This window comes from Thermatribacter velox (assembly GCF_038396615.1).
GTDB classification, from domain to species: domain Bacteria; phylum Atribacterota; class Atribacteria; order Atribacterales; family Thermatribacteraceae; genus Thermatribacter; species Thermatribacter velox.
On sequence record NZ_CP121689.1, the window covers coordinates 849757 to 868098 of the forward strand.

Annotated in this window: 16 protein-coding genes, 1 tRNA gene and 1 pseudogene; 9 read left to right on the forward strand and 9 right to left on the reverse strand. The window is 47.3% G+C overall.

The genetic code is table 11. The features are described 5' to 3' along the window. Positions 1-12: 12 nt before the first annotated feature. Together QBE54_RS04225 and hydG are read right to left on the reverse strand one after the other, a co-directional pair. Complete coding sequence (locus QBE54_RS04225) at positions 13-351, reverse strand: hypothetical protein (protein ID WP_369019106.1); 339 nt, start codon at positions 349-351, stop codon at positions 13-15. Further along, complete coding sequence (gene hydG / locus QBE54_RS04230) at positions 329-1819, reverse strand: [FeFe] hydrogenase H-cluster radical SAM maturase HydG (protein ID WP_369019107.1); 1491 nt, start codon at positions 1817-1819, stop codon at positions 329-331. The genes QBE54_RS04225 and hydG overlap by 23 nt, the downstream gene beginning before the upstream one ends. Positions 1820-2105: 286 nt before the next feature. On the opposite strand from hydG, the gene QBE54_RS04235 reads away from it, so the two are divergent. Both QBE54_RS04235 and QBE54_RS04240 read left to right on the forward strand, forming a co-directional pair. Then, entirely contained in the window at positions 2106-3581 is a 1476-nt protein-coding gene (locus tag QBE54_RS04235) for a GAF domain-containing sensor histidine kinase (RefSeq protein WP_369019108.1), read from the forward strand. Beyond that, a complete protein-coding gene (locus QBE54_RS04240; RefSeq protein WP_369019109.1) occupies positions 3578-4246 on the forward strand; it encodes a response regulator in 669 nt (222 codons plus the stop codon). The genes QBE54_RS04235 and QBE54_RS04240 overlap by 4 nt, the downstream gene beginning before the upstream one ends. 59 nt (positions 4247-4305) lie before the next feature. Here QBE54_RS04240 and QBE54_RS04245 read toward each other — a convergent pair. Both QBE54_RS04245 and QBE54_RS04250 read right to left on the reverse strand, forming a co-directional pair. Further along, positions 4306-5905, reverse strand: a pseudogene (locus tag QBE54_RS04245) (sodium:solute symporter). 15 nt (positions 5906-5920) lie between these two features. Continuing rightward, positions 5921-6091, reverse strand: coding sequence for a symporter small accessory protein (locus QBE54_RS04250; protein ID WP_369019110.1), 171 nt, complete (start codon positions 6089-6091; stop codon positions 5921-5923). A gap of 127 nt (positions 6092-6218) precedes the next feature. Here QBE54_RS04250 and QBE54_RS04255 point away from each other — a divergent pair, with 127 nt between their 5' ends. After that, complete coding sequence (locus QBE54_RS04255) at positions 6219-6887, forward strand: HAD family hydrolase (RefSeq protein WP_369019111.1); 669 nt, start codon at positions 6219-6221, stop codon at positions 6885-6887. Here the strand turns inward: QBE54_RS04255 and QBE54_RS04260 are convergent. Then, positions 6862-7602, reverse strand: coding sequence for a DUF72 domain-containing protein (locus QBE54_RS04260; RefSeq protein ID WP_369019112.1), 741 nt, complete (start codon positions 7600-7602; stop codon positions 6862-6864). The genes QBE54_RS04255 and QBE54_RS04260 overlap by 26 nt on opposite strands. Positions 7603-7606: 4 nt before the next feature. After that, positions 7607-9277, reverse strand: coding sequence for a phosphodiester glycosidase family protein (locus QBE54_RS04265; protein WP_369019113.1), 1671 nt, complete (start codon positions 9275-9277; stop codon positions 7607-7609). A gap of 199 nt (positions 9278-9476) precedes the next feature. Here QBE54_RS04265 and QBE54_RS04270 point away from each other — a divergent pair, with 199 nt between their 5' ends. Further along, a complete protein-coding gene (locus QBE54_RS04270) occupies positions 9477-9881 on the forward strand; it encodes a response regulator transcription factor (protein ID WP_369019114.1) in 405 nt (134 codons plus the stop codon). 238 nt (positions 9882-10119) lie between these two features. Next, positions 10120-12507, forward strand: coding sequence for a collagen binding domain-containing protein (locus QBE54_RS04275; protein WP_369019115.1), 2388 nt, complete (start codon positions 10120-10122; stop codon positions 12505-12507). Between the two features lie 109 nt (positions 12508-12616). Here QBE54_RS04275 and QBE54_RS04280 read toward each other — a convergent pair whose 3' ends face one another. Both QBE54_RS04280 and QBE54_RS04285 read right to left on the reverse strand, forming a co-directional pair. Further along, positions 12617-14365: an ATP-binding protein gene (locus tag QBE54_RS04280; protein ID WP_369019116.1), complete on the reverse strand. Its 1749-nt coding sequence runs from the start codon at positions 14363-14365 to the stop codon at positions 12617-12619. Beyond that, positions 14362-15057 (reverse strand): response regulator transcription factor, encoded by a 696-nt coding sequence (locus QBE54_RS04285; RefSeq protein ID WP_369019117.1) that lies wholly within the window; start codon positions 15055-15057, stop codon positions 14362-14364. Before QBE54_RS04285 ends, QBE54_RS04280 begins: the two co-directional genes overlap by 4 nt. A 196-nt stretch (positions 15058-15253) precedes the next feature. Here QBE54_RS04285 and QBE54_RS04290 point away from each other — a divergent pair, with 196 nt between their 5' ends. The 3 genes from QBE54_RS04290 to QBE54_RS04300 all read left to right on the forward strand — a co-directional run bounded on the left by QBE54_RS04290 (position 15254) and on the right by QBE54_RS04300 (position 17687). Continuing rightward, complete coding sequence (locus QBE54_RS04290) at positions 15254-16309, forward strand: hypothetical protein (RefSeq protein ID WP_369019118.1); 1056 nt, start codon at positions 15254-15256, stop codon at positions 16307-16309. Between the two features lie 70 nt (positions 16310-16379). After that, complete coding sequence (locus tag QBE54_RS04295; RefSeq protein ID WP_369019119.1) at positions 16380-17054, forward strand: GNAT family N-acetyltransferase; 675 nt, start codon at positions 16380-16382, stop codon at positions 17052-17054. A 75-nt stretch (positions 17055-17129) separates the two neighbouring features. Continuing rightward, positions 17130-17687 (forward strand): hypothetical protein, encoded by a 558-nt coding sequence (locus QBE54_RS04300; RefSeq protein ID WP_369019120.1) that lies wholly within the window; start codon positions 17130-17132, stop codon positions 17685-17687. Here the strand turns inward: QBE54_RS04300 and QBE54_RS04305 are convergent. Then, entirely contained in the window at positions 17681-18199 is a 519-nt protein-coding gene (locus QBE54_RS04305) for a DUF6512 family protein (RefSeq protein WP_369019121.1), read from the reverse strand. The genes QBE54_RS04300 and QBE54_RS04305 overlap by 7 nt on opposite strands. 56 nt (positions 18200-18255) lie before the next feature. Between QBE54_RS04305 and QBE54_RS04310 the strand changes: the two genes are divergently transcribed. Next, positions 18256-18332: transfer RNA gene (locus QBE54_RS04310), tRNA-Arg, on the forward strand. The last annotated feature ends 10 nt before the right edge of the window (positions 18333-18342 follow it).

Here is an 18342-nt window from a genome sequence, read left to right on the forward strand (position 1 = left end):
TTTCCGGCACTCCTAATTGACTTCCTGGGTAACCACTGGTAGCACTTTTTCCTTAATCCAGAGAGTTACCCTTTCCATTTCTTGGGCTGAGATGGGGTGGTTGGTTTCAATCACCATTCCCAGTTTTTCGGAAAGCTGCACCTGTTCAAGGTGAGGAGAAGGGTATTCACCACCCCAGCCAGCAAGATGTGACCACCGTTTTCCCAGTATTTCTACAAACCTTACCGCTATGCCATAGCGCTCTTTCAGGGCTCTGGCCAGGTATTCAAGTTTGGCAACCAAGCCGTCAATATTCTGAAGTTCTCTTTCTACTTCCCGAACCCAGTGGTCAAATTCGAAGATCACGCTCACCTTTTTCAATCCTTTGCAGGTATTCCTCGACGATAGCCCTGGTTTGGGGTTCGATTTCTGGTAGCTTTTTGGAAATAAGTTCTTCTCCAACCTTTCTCGTTTCCGGGGAAGCATAGTCCATCAGATATTCCTTAAAGGTTAAAATGGCGTTGGGCATGCAAAAAAGATGGACCTTCCCCTTTTTGGCAATGTCCATGAAATATCTTCCCGTCCGTCCGCAGCGATAACCTGCTGTGCAGAAAGAGGTCAGGTATCCAAGTTCAGCAAATTCTCGGATTACTTCATCGAGCGAACGGGGGTCTCCAATCATGAACTGTTGTCTTTCCAGCTCCTGTTCCTGATAGCGGTCGCTGTAAGCACCTATGCCTATCTTGGTCGAGGCATCGGTTTGGGTGCATCCCACCTGGAGCACTTCTCTGCGGATATGCGCCGGCTCACGTGCAGTAATGATGAGACCCGTATAGGGAACTGAGAGACGAAGCACCGCTACCAGCCTTTTGAAGTCACGGTCGTTTACTTTATAGCGGGTTTCCTGGATAAAGGGGGTGTTCACTGCCGGCTCTAATCTGGGGAAAGATATGGTATGCGGACCCACTCCGTCGAAATGTTTTTCAAGGTCTATGGTGTGGTAGAGAAGACCCATTACCTCAAATTTCCAGTCGTACAGTCCAAACAGAGCACCTATGGCCACATCGTCTATGCCCGCTTCCTGAGCGCGATGTAAAGCGTAAAGTCTCCATCGGTAGTTGGCCTTGATTCCCTGGGGATGCACCTTGCGATAGGTTTCGTGGTGGTAGGTTTCCTGGAATACCTGAAAAGTACCAATTCCCACCTCTTTGAGGACTTTGAGTCTGCTTATATCCATGGGGGCAGCATTGACGTTGACCCGGCGAATTTCACCGTTACCCACTCGAGTTTCATACACGGCTTCGATGGTACTTTTTATGTAGTCTATGTCAGAGAGTGGATGCTCTCCGTAGACCATGATGAGCCTTTTATGTCCCAAGGATACCAAAACCTCGGCTTCCTTTCTCACTTCTTCAATGGTCAGGCGACGCCTTTTCTGACGGTCATTATCTTTTCTGAAACCGCAGTAAAGGCAGTTGTTCACACAATAGTTGCTGCAGTAAAGCGGCGCAAAGGTTACAATGCGGTCTCCATAGACTTTTTTCTTAACCAAAGCTGCGGTGCTAAAAATTTCTTCCCACAGTTCTTCATCTTCCACGTTCAAAAGAGTAGCTGTTTCTTCAGGTTCCAAACGCTCCAAGCTCAGGGATTTTGCAAGTATTTCCCTTACTTTTGTCGGCTCAGGATTGCGATTGGCATTGAGCAATTCTTCAATACGCTCATCGTTTATGAAGTCCTGACCCTTTTCAAGGTAGCGGTCTATTTCGTCTTCCTTGATTACTTCTCGCATCCACTCCTCAATGTTGAGTCTTCTGGTTTGCAAAGTTGCCTCGCTTTTCATGAGCATCCCCCTTTAAAAAAGTTGCCCGGCCTGCGAGAGCGCGCAAACCGGGCTTCATTTCTCTCACCCTTGGTTTCAGAGTTGCTCCTCACCGCAGGCGCAGCACTTTAAGTTCAACAACTTTTATTTCCTTGTCCGATTTTAATTATACCACAGGATTGGAGAATGATTTCACTTTTTTAGGAAAAAAAGCCGTGTTATAATAATCCCCTAAAGGGAGGGGTTTTCTATTAAGAGCAAAAAATGGGTTTTTTCTCCTCGAGAAAAAGAAATTCTGGATCGCATCTTGGAGCTGGCCATCGAGATGACTGGTTCAGAAAGTGGTTCTTTACTTCTCAAAGATGAGTCGGAACAACTCTATATTGCTGCTGGAAAAAATATTTTTCCAGAGCACCTGGGAAAGCGAGTTGATACCAGAGAAGCAAGTGTTTCGGCACTGGTTTCTGAGAGCGGACAGCCTCTAATCATAGACGATAGAGACCCTCAAAATTTGAGTCGTCGAAGGAGCCGTCTGCACTCCTCAATTTCCCTGCCAGTTTCCTATGAGAATGGAGAGGTGGTGGGCGTTTTAAATCTCAACGCTGTATCACGGCGCTTCAGTGAGCGGGATATTCCTCGCCTGGAAGCACTGGCTGAGAGTATTGCCCTGCTTTTGCGGGAAAACTTCCTGCGCAATCAGCGAGAGAGCCGTATCGTTGCGCTTTCTGAAATCATCTCTCTTTTTGGCAGCGTGAGATGTTTTGAAAGTGCTGAGGAAGTGTTTGAAGGGTTGAGCAACTCGGTGAGGATGCTCACTGGCGCTTCGGAGATGGCTGTTTTTAAACTCTCAGCTCGACGCCCTTACCGGGTGTTCAGGGCCAACTGGCCAGCGGAACTCAGTTGGGGTAAGCTCGATAGTCTGCACCAACCGATAAAAGAAGTGCTGGACAAAAAGTTTCCAGGGCTTGTGAGGTTCAATGGTAGGGAATCACTTCTTTTGCCCATGGTTTCTGCTCATACGGATAAGTATGTCCTGGTGGTTTTCCTCAATGAAAAGCTTGACCTGCTGGACTTACTCATTCTTTCCATTGTCGCGACACTTGCTGTGTCCTGTCTCGATAATCTATACTTTTTGAAGACTACTGAGAAGTTTACTCGAGAAAGAGAAAGAAACCGCTTGGCCAGGGAATTGCACGATGGTTTAGCCCAGATTCTTGCTTCCTTGCAAATTTATTTTCATTTTCTGGAGGGAAAATTGCCGATGGAAGATGCTGCTACGCGTTTACTGGTAGAGAAAATAAAACTTTTGACTTCAGCAGGAATTGAGGAGTCGCGGTTCATTCTCTCTGAATTAAAAGGGAGCTTTGTTTCCAATAGGGAGCTTGAGTCCAGGCTTGAAGAAGTGGTACAAAAGTTTATCCCCCCACAGGTTAAGGTGCAAAAGGAGTTTCATCTGGGTTACGGTAAGATGCCTTTCTGGGTTTACAAGACCATTGTTTCCATAGTGCAGGAAGCGCTTTCTAACGTGCAGAGACATGCTCACGCTCGTGAAGCAAAGGTCATGGTTGGGGTGCGAGAAGATGGAAAACTTCATATTTCCATCGAAGACGATGGGGTTGGTTTTTCACCAAGTGAGGTGAGAAAAGCGACTGGAGAGCATTTTGGTCTTACTAACCTGAGAACTCGAGTGCGTCTCTTGAAAGGCAGGTTGCGTATTCTTTCCTCGCCGGGCAAAGGAACCAAAGTACGGGCAACCATACCCCTTGAGGTGCTTCAAGGATGAGAAAATACAAAATAGCTCTGGTGGATGATCACCCCATTTTTGTTTCTGGCCTGCGCAAGCTTCTTGAAGAGGAAGAGGATTTTGAGGTGGTTTGTGTCGCTTACAGCTATCAGGAGGCTCTAAGAAAAATCCCTGAGCAAGAAGTGGACCTGGTGATTCTGGATATCAATCTTTCCGGTGAAGATGGCATCCAGGTTTTGCGTAAATTGCGCAAAGACAATCCTGACCTTCCGGTGCTTATGCTCACTGTGGAGGAGAGCGAAGAGGTTATCTACCGTGCAGTTAGAGAAGGAGCCCGGGGTTATATCTTGAAGCATTCCTCTCCCGAACGCCTTTTGAAAAGCATTCGGGCTTGCCTTTCTGGAGAAGTGCTACTGGATTCCGGGGTGTATATGAAAGTGCTTGAGATGATGCGCAAGGAAGACCCCGAAGAGGAAAGGTCGCTCCTTTTTGAGCGGTTATCCCCAAGAGAAATAGAGATTGCCCGGTTAATAGCACAAGGAAAAAGCAACCGGGAAATTGCAGAACTACTCTATATAAGCGAAAGCACCGTCAAAAACCACATCAGTAATATCTTACGCAAGCTGGAACTGAAGGACCGGGTGGATATTGCTACTCTGGTCAGCCGGGCAAGGCTTACCGAAAGCCAAGAAAAAAGATCTTGACTTTTGCTTTCTCCTTGCTCCGGGTTAAACGTCCGGAGCAAGGAGAAAATCCGTTTCTATTACTTTTCTATTCCGTTAAAGCAGTTTTTGAGGTGTTCCGGGTCTGGCTTTTTAGTGAAGGCGCTCACCAGGATGGTGACCACAGCTGAAAGGGGTAAGGCTACCACTATGGGGTCGACTACGTTCCAGGGGTATCCCCATAGAGCAGGCCTTCCAAAGATTGCCTGACACACCCGCAGTACGCTTGACTCTTTCTCGTGGACAAAGAGGAACCAGAACATACTGGCGAAAAAGCCGACCAGCATTCCGGCTATTGCTCCTGCCTTGGTTATCTTTTTCGAGTAGATGCCACCCACATACATGGGGAGAAAAGCAGAGGCGCATAGGCCGAAGAAAAGAGCAGTTCCTCGGGCGATGATTGCCGAGCCCGCTCCGTAAAAGCGGGGTAAACCCCAAGCCAAAAAGGTACTGAACAGTATTGCTATCGAAGTTCCCAGGCGACTCACTCCGATGGTGCTTTTTCTATGTAGTGAGGCTTCCACCACGTCTCTACTCAGGGCGGTACCCATGGGTATGGTATTGACTACTCATGGTGGACATAGCGGCGGCAAAAAGAGTGACCAGAAAGAGCACGTTGAACCAGGCAGGCATAGCGCTCTGAATGAAAAGCGGAATTATGGCATCCACGTTTTTGTTAGCGGCAAGAAAAGATATTTGACCCATGGTGCGGAAAAAGTATACATTGGAGAGCGGTCCTACCACAAAGGCCACACCGGTCATAGCCAGAATAAATATTCCTCCCACCAAGGTTGCTCGGTTTAACTCCCGGCTGCTTCGCACGGTCATAAAACGTACTACAAGCTGGGGTTGGGCAAGTACACCTATACCCACTCCAAGGATGATAGTTGAAAGCACTGTCCACCACAGGTTGGAACCAAAAGCAGGGAAATGGGTGAAACCTCGGTGACCAGCCGCACCCATGATTTCCACTATTTTGGGATTAAGCTGGTAGAGGGACTCATGAGCATTAACCACTCCTCCCAGCTTTACATAAGTGAGAACCAGAAGAAAAATCATTCCCAAAAACATGATGGTTCCCTGGAAGGCGTCGGCATACATAACTCCTTTCAGACCGCCCATCACAACGTATATGGCTACAATGGCTGAAAAGATAAAGAGAGCTGTTTCATAATTCATTCCCAGGTTGACCACCAAAAACTGAGCTGCTCCCATGAGCACTGCGGCAGTGTAGATGGGCATGAAGAGAAAAATCACAATTCCGCTGAATATCTGGATAAATCGGGATTGAAAGCGCTTGCCCAAAAGTTCGGGCAAAGTGTGGCTGTCCAAGTTGTAGCCCATAGCCCGGGTGCGGTGTCCAAAGAAGACAAAAGCAATGAATATTCCCACAAAAATATTCAAAAAGGTAAGCCAGAGAAGACTCATTCCAAAAAGTGCCGCTGCCCCTCCGAAGCCCACAATTGCAGAGGTACTTATAAAAGTTGCCCCATAGGACATGGCCATGACATAGGGATGAGCTTCTCTTCCTGCCAGGAGATAATCAGTGGTGGTCTTGGTGCGCCGGTACCCCACGTATCCCAGGTAGCCGGTAATCACCAGATACGCCAGAACAATAAGAAGAATGCCGATTTGATTCATCTTCGCCCCTCCCTTTTACTCTTCAATCTCTTCTTCTTCCTCTTCCCAACGCAACACCTTTTCAGAGCTCACCGCTTCCTCCCCGCCCCGGTTCCAGTTCAGAGCGCCATAAACAACACAGAGCAGGGTGCTGGCAATGCACAGGATAATAGATAAACCTGTCCAGAAATCGTGCAGTCCAAACAAAGCGAACCCTCCCTTGGTTAATGATTTTCAATTCTACCAAAAAAGTAGGAAAGTGCAAATGTTTTTACTTGTGAGCTTGACGGCTCTGGTATAATGAAGGGCTGATAATTTTTGGAGGAGGTAACATATGCTTAGGGCATTACTTTTCGATATAGATGGTACGCTCACCGATACTAACCGCCTGGTGGCTCAGGGTTTAGCTAAGGTGTATCATGATTTTTCAGGCAAATTGTTCCCAGAAGCCTTCTTTTATCCCTTGATTGGGCTTCCAGGCTTTGAAACCATGAAGCGCTTAGGAGTTCCACCCAAACTTTGGGAAACGTTCTCAAGGAGATGGCAGCGGTGCGTGGATGAAAAAATTTGTGATGCCAATCTCTTCCCTGAAGTGGAAGAGGTTGTAAGGGAGCTTCATGCAAGAGGCCTTTTTCTGGGGTTAATTACTGCCAAATTACGCAGGGAATTTGAAGCCCAGTTTGGAAGGTTTCCTATTAGCAGGTTGTTTAGAGTTGCTGTATGTGCTGATGAGGTGCAACACCCCAAGCCTTATCCAGAACCCCTGATGGCGGCCTGTGAGAAGCTGGGAGTGCAAAAAGAAGAGGTTCTTTTCGTTGGTGATACCGTGTATGACCTTCTTGCAGCGCGGTCGCTACCTTGCGCTTTTGCCTTTGCCAAGTGGGGTGCCCTGTTGCCGGAGAAAGTCCTGGATTTGCGTCCGGAATATGTTCTTGAACGGCCGAGGGACCTTCTTGCACTGGTTGAAAAAGTGGAGATTATGTTGACCGCTCAGAACCTTTGAGAAGCAGCGCTTTCATCTCTAAGGCGTTTTCATACATGAAAGTATTGTTGAAAAATAGAAAACATTCTTTTTCTGGCAATCGTTTTATTCTCTGCACCAGTTCCTGGAGCTCGGTTTCTGAGTACCGGTAGTGGTATTTTCCCTTTCCGTGCAGTCTGAAGTAATAGACCTTGCCTGCAGTTGGTCTTTCCTGGAAGGGATCGACCACGTGGACGAGGTCGAAGTCCTGGCAGATTTTCTGGATTAGCTCTTCCGGCCATCCCCCACGGAGTTCAAGACCGAAGAGCAACTCTTGTGGCCTTTCCTGGTTAGCGCTTTCGAAAAAACTCTGGAGGTTTTTCAGGTTTTCTCCGCTGGGCTTGAAGGAAGGAGGGCACTGGAATATCAGAGCTTTTGCTTCTAAGACTTTTGCCAGCAGGAGGGAATGCCGGTAAGCGAATTCCACCTCTTCGGTAGGTTTAAAGAAACCCAGGTTTTCCTTTCGGAAATCTTCAGGAAGCTTTGACCTGCGATAAGTAGGCGACGTAGAGGAATGAGTGATTATCTGGTTGGCTTTCATGGTAAATGTAAAGCCAGGAGGGGCTTCAGATTTCAGGCGGGCAATTTTTGCCTCGTTCACCAGGTGGTAAAAAGTTTCCTGAATTTCCACTCCGTCCAGGTTCTGGAAGATGAGCTCTCTCTTTTTGGGGAAGCCGCAGACTCCGGTGTAAATCATTGTTTCAGCGCAAAAGTAAGGCAGTTGATATTTTCCGCTCCCCCGTGGGGTCTGAAGGGAAGTTCAGCACCTTGCCCTGGAAGTAGAAAGTGACCGAACCACCCCCATCCAGGTTAAGAGCGTCAGTTACCTGGTATTTCTCCAGAAAGTTTACCAGCTGGTTGATGGTCAATCCCTGGCTGTGGCGGGGGTTTCTTCCGTCGACTACCAAAAAAAGAATTTCCCCCCGGGAAGTCTTGCCAATCACTGTGCGGGGGTGTTCCTTTTCCACAATTTCCTGACGAAAGTCGCCAAAGGGTCCTTTTCGTCCCTCTCTGAAAAGGAGGGGACCACCGCTTATCATGAAATTTACTTTTTTCCAGATTTCAGGGTCTCCTGACCGGGGAGCAAGCGTTATTTTCAAATTGATTTCTTCCCCGGGTTTCAGGTTTTCAAGCATCCAGGAGGCGCCTCGCCCCTGACCCTGTAGAACGATGGTACCCGGCTCTATGGAAGTTTTACCCTGGGTTGTTCCAATGCGAAAGATCCTTTTACTGCGCACTATGCACTCAACACCTTTTTGTTCCGGTGTTTGAGGGCCGAATTCTGGAGTGTAGAAAACAAGTTCTTCACCGCGGTTTTTGCGGTTGATACCTGATACTGGGAAACTGTAACCCTTGGAAGTTATTACTTCAGCTTTGAAAACCACTTCTCCAATAACCATTTCGTTCTGGGGAGTAAAACCACAGACGAACCATCCTTCCTGTGGCTCTCGAAGAATTTTCCCATCAATCATCAGAAGGCCTATGGGAATTCCATCTGGAGTAAAGAAGCCTGCGTTTATGCCAAACAGGGCACCTTTTCGCCGGGCAAGGGAAGAAAGCGTTTCCCGCTCCAGCAGCTGGTCTTGGGCCAGTGCCAGAAAAATGGAGCGCTTTGATTTTTGAGGGTCGAAAAGGAGTGCAAGAGAGAAAAGGGGACCGGGTTTTCCGGCCTTCAGATATACCGGGAAAGAATTGAAGCCCTGTTTTTTCAAACGTGAAGCAGTAAGGCTCAACTCTTCTTTGTCAACTGGCCCCACTCTTACCTTGAAAAGCCCATCCTCGAACTGTACTGAAGTGGAATAGTTGAGTTCTTTTAGCCACTGGCTCACCCGTTTTGCCTTTTCTTCTTCTGAAAAAGCGCCCACCTGAAGAAAGATGCCTTCTCCGAATGTTTCACCAGGTAACCCTTCTTTGTATACCTTGAGGGTCAGGCCGGGTTCAATTTCCCGGGTGTATTCAAAGCGTACCCCTTCCCTCTGGTAATTTTTGAGCCGTTCCTTCAAGTATTCGAATTCTTTTCTGGTTAAAAAGTCGAAAAGACGCAGCTTACCCTCTGCATCGCCCTTCAAAAGGGGTGGAGAAAGGAGGGTAGCAAGAACGCTCACTTTCGCTTCTCTGGATTCTGCAGGAAACTCCAGCTTGCCAAATCCCCTCAGGTCCTCTTCGGTGAGAAAAGAAGCAAGGTAATCATAACCCATAGCTCTGAGTATGGTTTCCACCGCTTCGTAACGAGTGAGAGGATTTTCTTTCGCTTCACTGATTACCGCAGGCTGGAAAGCAAGTGTTTCTTTTAAAAAGGCATTGAGCTCTTCCCTGGTAACTGATTCTGCACAGAAAACACTAAGGGAGCAGAAAAAAAGGAACGCTACCAACAAGAAGGCAAGTACCGGCCTTATAAGCAACGAGCGTGCAATTCTTTTTTTGGCTACGTTTGACAATGCAATCACGACCTTATTGTAGCATCGATATGGGTTTTCAAAAAGGTGAAAATAGGACTTTTTTCCCATAGCAATATTTTCTGGACTGCGGTTACAATGCTGAAAAGTTGTTTTACCGGAGGGTGAGTTCAGTTTGAGAGCAGCCGCTGAGGTTTGCAAGAAGGAGGAAGTCAAGGTTTTTCTGATAGATGATAACCGCTTTTTGCTGGAGAGCCTGCAGTTTTTAATAGAGAATCAACCCGGCATGAAAGTGGTGGGAAAAAGCACCAGGGGCAAGGGAGTTTTGAATTTGCTCCACAAGCTCAGGCCTGATGTGATCGTTCTCGACGTTCGGCTTCAAGATACAGACGGTTTAACCCTTCTTGAAGAGCTCAAAAAAAACTTGCCGGTTCCGGTTATCATGCTCAGCATGTATGAAGAGTACCGCGACGAGGCTCTACGCAGAGGAGCCTATGCCTACCTTGTCAAGGGAAGAGATGCTAACGAGCTCTACAACATGCTCCGTGAGGCCTCGCAAAAGGTGGATTATCAGGAGTAACTGCGCCTTTTGATAAATTTCATCTAAACAGTCCTGCTTTCTCTCTTTTCTCTCGTTTGGTTACTCATTTTCGCTCAACTCCATAAAAAACAGGATATTCTGTGAACAACGGTTACAAATTGTACTGGACATGGAAATAGGAGTTGAGGAACCTTAAAATAGTACTTTCGGGCGATGGTTTTTGAATCCAGGACTCTCTAAACTTGTATTCAAACTTTGAAGGAAGGGAGTCTTGGAAATGTCAAGGAAATATTATCTTCTTGTAGCCTCTTTACTCCTTCTCCTCCTCCTCTTCCTCACTGGCTGCCTGCAACAGGGAGCTCAGTTTGGTTCTCCAGGAGGAGTAAGTATTCAGGGTAAAGTGGCAGTACCTGATTCAAATTGTGTGGTTTCTTCCTGTGCTAATCCTCAGGTTTCCTCAGGCAATGAGCCTGCACCAGAGGTCAAGGTAAGTCTCATGGGAGAAAACGGCAACAACCTGGTCACCTACACCAACCAGTGTGGTGAGTATGAGGTATCTGGTGCTCAGGATTCCTGCTACATCCTCTATGCCAAAGTGAAAGAAAACATGTGGGTGAAGCAGGGAATCATTCCTGAGGGAAGTAACTACAATGCTGGTGAAGCCAATGCCTACACCACTGCTCAAGTGATCATCTATGAAGTTGCCAAACAGCTCTACCCAGACCAGGTACAGTGCAGTGACATACCAGCATTTGTTCCCACCCCAGAGCTCATAGAAGCAGTAGAGAATGCTCTCAAAGCATGTCGTGATGCCCAGCAGGATGCAACCGTTGCCCAGCTTGCCTCAGCGATTGTGCGCAACCTCTTTGGTGCACCAGGTGGAGGAGTACCGGGTGGTGGAATAGTTATCGTGACTGGTGGTGGAGGCAATGGTGGTGGAACTACGACTGAGGAGACCTATCGCATTGAGGGTTATGTTTGGGAAGACAAAAATAAAAACGGAAGCATGGATTCTGGTGAAGGCAAACCTAATGTGGTTGTTTATCTCACTGGTCCAGTCAATAGAACCACGATGACAGATAGCGATGGTAAATATGTTTTCGATAACCTACCCGCTGGAAACTATGTCATATCCATTGACCCCCCAGAGGGTTATACCAGCACTCCGCCACCGAATAGCATAACCGTTACTCTGAATGCGGATAGTCTGAACAACAATTTCCTGTTGCAACCTATTCCTGGCTCAATAAGCGGTAGTGTTTACCTTGCTGGCACAACGATAGGAGCTAACGGAGTTAAAATAAAGCTTACTGGAGGCGGAGTCTCGCGATTGGATAGCACTGAACCTGATGGTTCTTTCGCGTTTCTCGATTTGGTGGCTGGTGAAAACTACACTCTTGAAGTTGTAGGGATTCCTTCAGAATACGACGGTTACACAGCTTCCCCACTTACCAGGGTAGTGAGCAATCTTCCTGCAGGTGGTGTAACGAATCAGGTGTTTTACCTTATACCACCTGAAAAACCACTGTATTCCATTTCTGGATTTGTGTTTGAGGATAAGCCGGGTGGTACTACTGGTCAATATGATTCGGGATTGGGAGAAGGGGTGGACGGTGTAACTGTTAAGCTGCGCCAAGGAAATAAAGGGGGAGCAATTTGGTGGGAATATGTAACCAAGAACGGTGGCAAATACTTTTTCGCTAATCTTCCAGCCGGTCAGTATTATGTAGAAATTGATAGCAGTACGTTACCTTACGATATGACTATCAAAGCACCAAACCCACCATGGTACAATTTTAATCTCCAAGGTAATGTTTATAACCAGAACTTCTGGTTGGTTAGCAATCCAAAGTGTGACTTAACAATAAGTGGCAGGGTTGTTGGAGAAACCTGTGATGGTTACAAAGGTCAAGAAGGAGTTAAGGTAAAGTTATGGAAACAGGAGAATAGTGGTTATACTTTTACTAAAGAAGTCACTACTAATTCGAATGGTTACTACACATTTACTGGTCTATGTAAGGGTATCTACAAAGTTGCCCTGGTGACCGATGAAGATAGATTGGTCAACGGTTATCCAGTTGTAAATCCAAAGGAGCATATTAGGGAAGTTAATAATTCCGTTTCTGGCTTGGACTTTACGTTAAAATGCGAGGAAACACTGCCCTGCCAGTGCATTAAGAACATTGAATTGCCCAAAAACTACATTAAATTCGAGGTTTCTCATCCAGGTAATGATACATATTTTAAATACACCTGGGTAGATGGTGTGCCGGACTATTTGCAGGGTTATACAGAGGGATGGTGCGTAGATACCGAACACACTATAACCCCTAATAAGGAGTACACTGGTCTAATGCTTTCCAGCATTCCTGGTCCCTCTATTTATACTCAAGCGCAGTGGAATAAAGTCAATTACATAATTAACAAGAGACACCAACCGAGACACCAACCAGGGAATAATTATTCGTGGGAAGAAGTGCAGAATGCTATCTGGGCAGTACTTGGACAAACGACTTTAAATTCAGGGGATCCTGGTTATGATCTTTGGCAGGATGCAGAACAAAACGGAGGTAATTACACCCCAAGATCTGGTGAATGGGCTGCCGCTCTGATAGTTCCAATCAGCGATCCTTCTCAGTTGATAATTGTCGAGGTAGATCCATGATGATTTTTTCAAAGAATTGATCGAGGAAGAACAATAAAACCACAAAGAGAGAGCCGCGATTTGCGGCTCTCTCTTTGTGGTTTTGCAGTCTTAGAGAGTGTTTTGGTCTTCAAACCCCCGGCAGCCTGAAATAGAACCTGCTTCCCCGACCAACCTTGCTCTCTACCCCGATTTCTCCCCCGTGGAGCTCAACGATTTGCTTGGCTATGGCCAGGCCCAGGCCTAATCCTCCGTGCTTTTTAGCCCGGGATTTCTCCACCCGGTAAAAGCGCTCAAAAATATAGGGTATCTCCTCTTCAGGAATGCCAGGTCCCTGGTCTTCGATGCTAACTTCCACCGAGTCTTCTCTTGAAGTGGCAGTTATGGTGATGGTCCCACCTTGGGGAGAGAAAAAAATAGCGTTTCCAAGTAAGTTCAAAATGATCTGTTCTATGCGGTCTTCATCGACCAGAACCCGGGGAAGGTCGGGAGTGATTTCGGTCTTTATTTTCAGCTCTTTTTCTTCAATCTGGGGAGTGAGTTTTAAAATAGAGCGTGCAATGAGTGAAGCCAGGTCTGCTTCTTTTCGCTCCAGCTCCACCTTTCCACTTTCCAGACGAGCAAGCTCCAGGACGTCGGAAACCAGTCTTCCCAGACGCAGAGTCTCCTGGTGCATTATCTGAAGGTATTTTTCTCTTTCTTGCTCATCAATAACCCCATCAATCATGGCTTCCAGGAACCCCCGGATGGAAGTCAGAGGAGTGCGCAACTCATGGGATACATTGGCTAAGAACTCGCGGCGTACCTTTTCTATTTTCTTGAGCTCGCTTACGTCCTGGAATACACCCACGGCTCCATAAAGCTCGTTTTTTTCTCCCTTGAGCGGAGATACAAGGAGTATGAAATGGCGGCCGTCGGGAAGTGAAAACTCTCCCGAGCTTTCCTCTCCTTCCTCAATAGCTCTCAAGAAGGGTTCTTTGGCTTTTTCAGGTAGCGGGGACTCCAGGATGTTGTTTGTTTTTAAAAGGTTTTTCCAGCTTTCCAAAAAAGCGGGATTAGCAAGGAGCACTCTTCCACTTCTGTCCACAGCCACCACGCCTTCCTGCATGTTTTTAAGGATGTTTTCTATCTGTGCCTTCTCTCTTTCTAGGGTTTTGAGGGTTTCTCCCAGGGTGTGAGAGAGAAAGTTCACGTCCTGGGCAAGTTCTGCAATTTCATCTTCCTGCTCAAGTTCAATGACCGTGTCAAAGTTGCCTGAGGCCATGGAACGCGCCTTTTCCCGTATCATCTGGAGGGGTCGGGTGATGGAACGAGAAAAGCGAAAAGCGAGAAGAAAGGAAAGGCCTACGGCAAAAAGACCAGAGAGCAAAGTTAGCCGTAAAACGGTGTTGACCGTGGCGGTGGTATCGGCAAGGGGTGAAAAAAGCGCCAGGGCTCCCAGAAAGCGTTCTTCCTCTTTCAGGGGAAAGACCGCAAGCAGAAAATTCTGCCCGGAAAAAGGAATGGTCGCTTTTTCAAAAATTCTCTGTCCTTCCATCAGCCTTCTGCGGGCTTCTTCCAGAAACCTGCGCTGGCGCTGGGGGATAGGGAAAGGCGGTGGATTGGAGAGGTCCTCTTCAGAAAGAAAGAGTACCCTGATATCCCGGGAGAGGGCACGGGTTTCAAGAATCCTTCGTATATTGGCAGGAAGCCTTCCATTCTGAAGGTAAGAAAGGATTATTTTGGAGAGATTTTCTCCTTCCTGCAGGATTTCTTTCTCTTTAAGGTTCAGGTAATAGTTACGAAACAAAAACACAGTAACCAGGCTCAAAACACCCACTGAGGCGAGTACCACTATTAGATAAGAGAGAAGCAGCTTTCTGAAGAGAGAGCTCTTCATGGTTTTTCTATTTCAAAGCGGTATCCCACACCCCACACGGTTTTTATGGGTGCCGGGAATCCTGCATCAGAAAACTTTTTGCGAATTCTTTTGATATGGGCGTCAACCGTTCGGGAGTCTCCAGCAAAATCGTAGCCCCACACTCGTTCCAGTAGCTCTTCTCGGTTAAAGACGCGGTGAGGGTTCTGGGCCAGGAAGGCGAGAAGCTCGAACTCCTTGGGGGTTAGCTCAAGCGTACTATTTCTCACCTTCACCTCATAGGCATCAAGGTCGATGGAAAAGCCGGGAAAACTAAGGTGCTTTGCTACTTGTCCTGGTGTTTCTCCCGAATTACTTACCCTGCGGAGCACGGCTTTGACTCTGGCTACCATTTCCCGGGGGCTGAAGGGCTTGGGTATGTAGTCGTCTGCCCCGATTTCAAGACCCACTACCCGGTCAATTTCCTCATCTCTTGCGGTGAGCATGATGATGGGCACTTTCGAAAACTGCCGTACTTCCCGGCAGACTTCAAAGCCATCCTTTCCAGGGAGCATAATGTCCAGTATTACCAGCTCAAATGGACGCTGGCGCAGCTTTTGAAGCGCTTCTTCGCCATCAAAGGCCTGTTCCACTTCAAAGCCCTCTTTTTTGAGGTACATGGCTACCAGCTCAGAAACTTGCTGTTCGTCTTCAACCACCAGTATTTTAGCCATAAAAATCACCACTTCTATTATAAGGGTTAGCTGGGAAAATAATTTGAATAAATTGTGAAGAGATTTTGAATTTCAGAATAGGACTTGCCTGGTAGGGGAATAGGAGTTATTTCCCATATACTTCGCACAGGAAACTGCCTATACTTTGAGCTAACGTTGGAGATTTTAGAAAGTTCGGAAAGGAGTCTGAACAACGATGAAAAAACTCAATTTTGCTAAAAGTCTGGCTCTGCTCACAGGATTGCTCTTTCTCCTCCTTTTCCTCACTGGCTGCCTGCAGCAGGGAGCTCAGTTTGGTGCTCCAGGAGGAGTGAGCATTCAGGGTAAAGTGGCAGTACCTGATTCAGATTGTGTGGTTTCTTCCTGCACTAATCCTCAGGTTTCCTCAGGCAACGAACCAGTACCAGAAGTCAAAGTAAGTCTTATGGGAGAAAACGGCAACAACCTGGTTACCTACACCAACCAGTGTGGAGAGTATGAGGTATCTGGCGCTCAGGATTCCTGCTACATCCTCTATGCCAAAGTAAAAGATAACATGTGGGTGAAGCAGGGAATCATCCCTGAAGGAAACAGCTACAATGCCGGTGAAGCCAATGCTTACACCACTGCTCAGGTGATCATCTATGAAGTTGCCAAACAGCTTTACCCCGATCAGGTGCAGTGCAGTGACATCCCAGGCTTTGTTCCCACCCCAGAGCTTATAGAAGCAGTAGAAAATGCCCTCAAAGAATGCCGCGATGCCCAGCAGGATGCAACTGTTGCCCAGCTTGCCTCAGCGATTGTGCGCAACCTCTTTGGTGCACCAGGTGGAGGAGTACCGGGTGGTGGAATAGTTATCGTGACTGGTGGTGGAGGCAATGGTGGCGGCGGAGACGATGGCAGAGATGGAAACGGAACAGACGGTACTGGAGATAGTGAAAACAATGATGGCAACACATACAACTACTATGACTATTCCACCAATATTACCAACAACTACTATTATGGTTCTCAGGATGAAGACAATGGTGGTGCTGATGAGAATAACGGTGGTAATGGTTCAAATGGCGGAAGCGATAACGATGACAATGATAACGATAACGACGACGATGATAATAATGGATGGTGCGGTCCAGGAAACGGCAATGGCAACTGCCCCAATCCAGGAAATGGTAACGGCAACCTGAATGGTAGCGGCCCGGGCTCTGGCAACAACGGCCAAAACAACGGCTGGGGTAACGGTCATGGTAATGCTCACGGGCGCGACAAGTAGTAGGTAGGGATTAACTGATACAGAGCGCGTTTGCTTAAAAGAGGCAGCTTGAGCTGCCTCTTTTCTTTTTATGTGTACAATAGTTGGTGAAGAAGAGGTTTCTGGTGAACGGGATTTTAAAAAACGGGTGCTGGTAGACTTGGCGCGTGTTATACTTGCTCAACCCAATTGGGAAATGAGTATCCGCTTCTCGGAACTGCTGGTTCTCTCTGCTCCTTCTTTTTTTGAAGCGCTCTGGGGCTCTTCACGATTTGTAATCGCCAGGCGCTGTTTTTTGCGGAAAAGAAACCTTTTCAGCTACCAACACGCTCTTTTCGTTGAAGAAGAGGGCAGAATAGCAGGAATGGCACTTGGATGTTCCTTTGACGAGAAACACAGGGAGCGGCTACTCACCGGCCTTTTAATGGCCCGCTACCTTTTGCTTTCTCGGGAGTGGAAGCGAATTCCATTTCTCCTGCACATTTCTCCTCTGGGTGAGATAAACCAGGGTGAATTTTACCTCAGCAATCTGGCTGTGTATCCTGAGTTTCAGAGGCGGGGGTTGGGAAGCATGCTCCTTGGCGAGCTGGAGATAAGGGCCAGGGGGATTGGGGCAGACTACCTGCTTCTGGACGTTGAAGGAGAAAATACTGGTGCTTTCGCTTTTTACAGGCGGCTCGGTTATTCCCTTGAAGGTGCATTGCCTCCGGTTAAGCTGGGTAGTGCGCTTTTTCAGTTCTTGAGGATGAAAAAGTGCTTAAAATAGGAAATTTTTCCTATGGTCAGCACGATTACTTTGTTTTAGCATGTGGGAAATGCCGAGATTAACGGAGAAAAGACTATGTCAAGACTGCACATTTTACCAGTCCTGATAGCAGGAATTCTTTTTGTAGGGGGTTGTTTGGGTGGTGCCGTTGTTGGAGAGCCTCGGGTGAATTCCTGCCTTCTGTGCGGCCGAATAGATTTACCCGCAGAATGCGGGGGGTCAGCTTTTGCAAAAGTGCATATTGAAAATGAGTACGGTCAGGTCTATCTCTTGGAAGCGAATTCCCGTGGAGAATTTCAGCTTGAGGATTTTTCTGGAGAGGCAGCTTTGATTTACGCTGAAAAGGGCGGGATGGCACTTGCAGCTTCCCTTTATCCTCTTTCCAGCGAGGCAGTTCAAAACTTTGTGGAGCTCAATGCCTATACGACTGCTCAGGTTGCAGTATATGAAGTGGCAAAGGAGCTTTACCCGCAGGCGGTTTTTATACGAGACATTCCCAACTTTCTGGTTCCTGAAAGTCTGGTTAGCCTGGTCGCAGAAGAAATCGCCCATTGTGCTAACCCTCTGCACTCGGCCCGGGTGCGTGAGAAAGCCCTGGAAATTATAGATGTCTGGTTTGGCAGCGCTCAGTGACTGCCAAGGGTGAGTGGGTCAACGAAGAGGTCTATCCAGGGTTTCTGGTAAGTGAAAACAGAAAAGAAGACCAGAGCAACAACAAACAGAACCAGAACAGAGAGACCAAAACCTGTGGGAAGTTCCCTGAACTCGAGTGCTTTTTCTACCTGCCTGGCGATTATTCCCGATAAAAAAGTTACCGTCAGTGCCCAGGTGAGTTCTGCCTGCAAGCCAAACTTGCCAATCAGAGCCGGTGCAAGATACCAGATAATCACTATGGACCAGGGAACAAAGATGGTAGCGAACATCCGTGAAGTCCAGAAATTTGAAAGCAGCTTCTTTCTTCTCATCAGAAAGTATTCAATTATACTCGCAAAGAAGTAGGCGTAGAAACCGATTTTGAGATGCTCGAATACTGATTCATCTACGCCTGAGATAGGTTTGAACGTTTCAATGCCAGTCACCTCATAGGCAAAGTGGAGCAGAGCATAGATACCGAGATAAAGCAACACTTTTCCAAGCGTGTTCAAGGAATATACCTCCTTGTTGACTTCTCGTTTTATCTGGTTACAATATTAATGGAAATGCGCCCGTAGCTCAACAGGATAGAGCGTCGGCCTCCGGAGCCGAAGGTTGGAGGTTCAAATCCTCTCGGGCGCACCAGTTTTTAGCT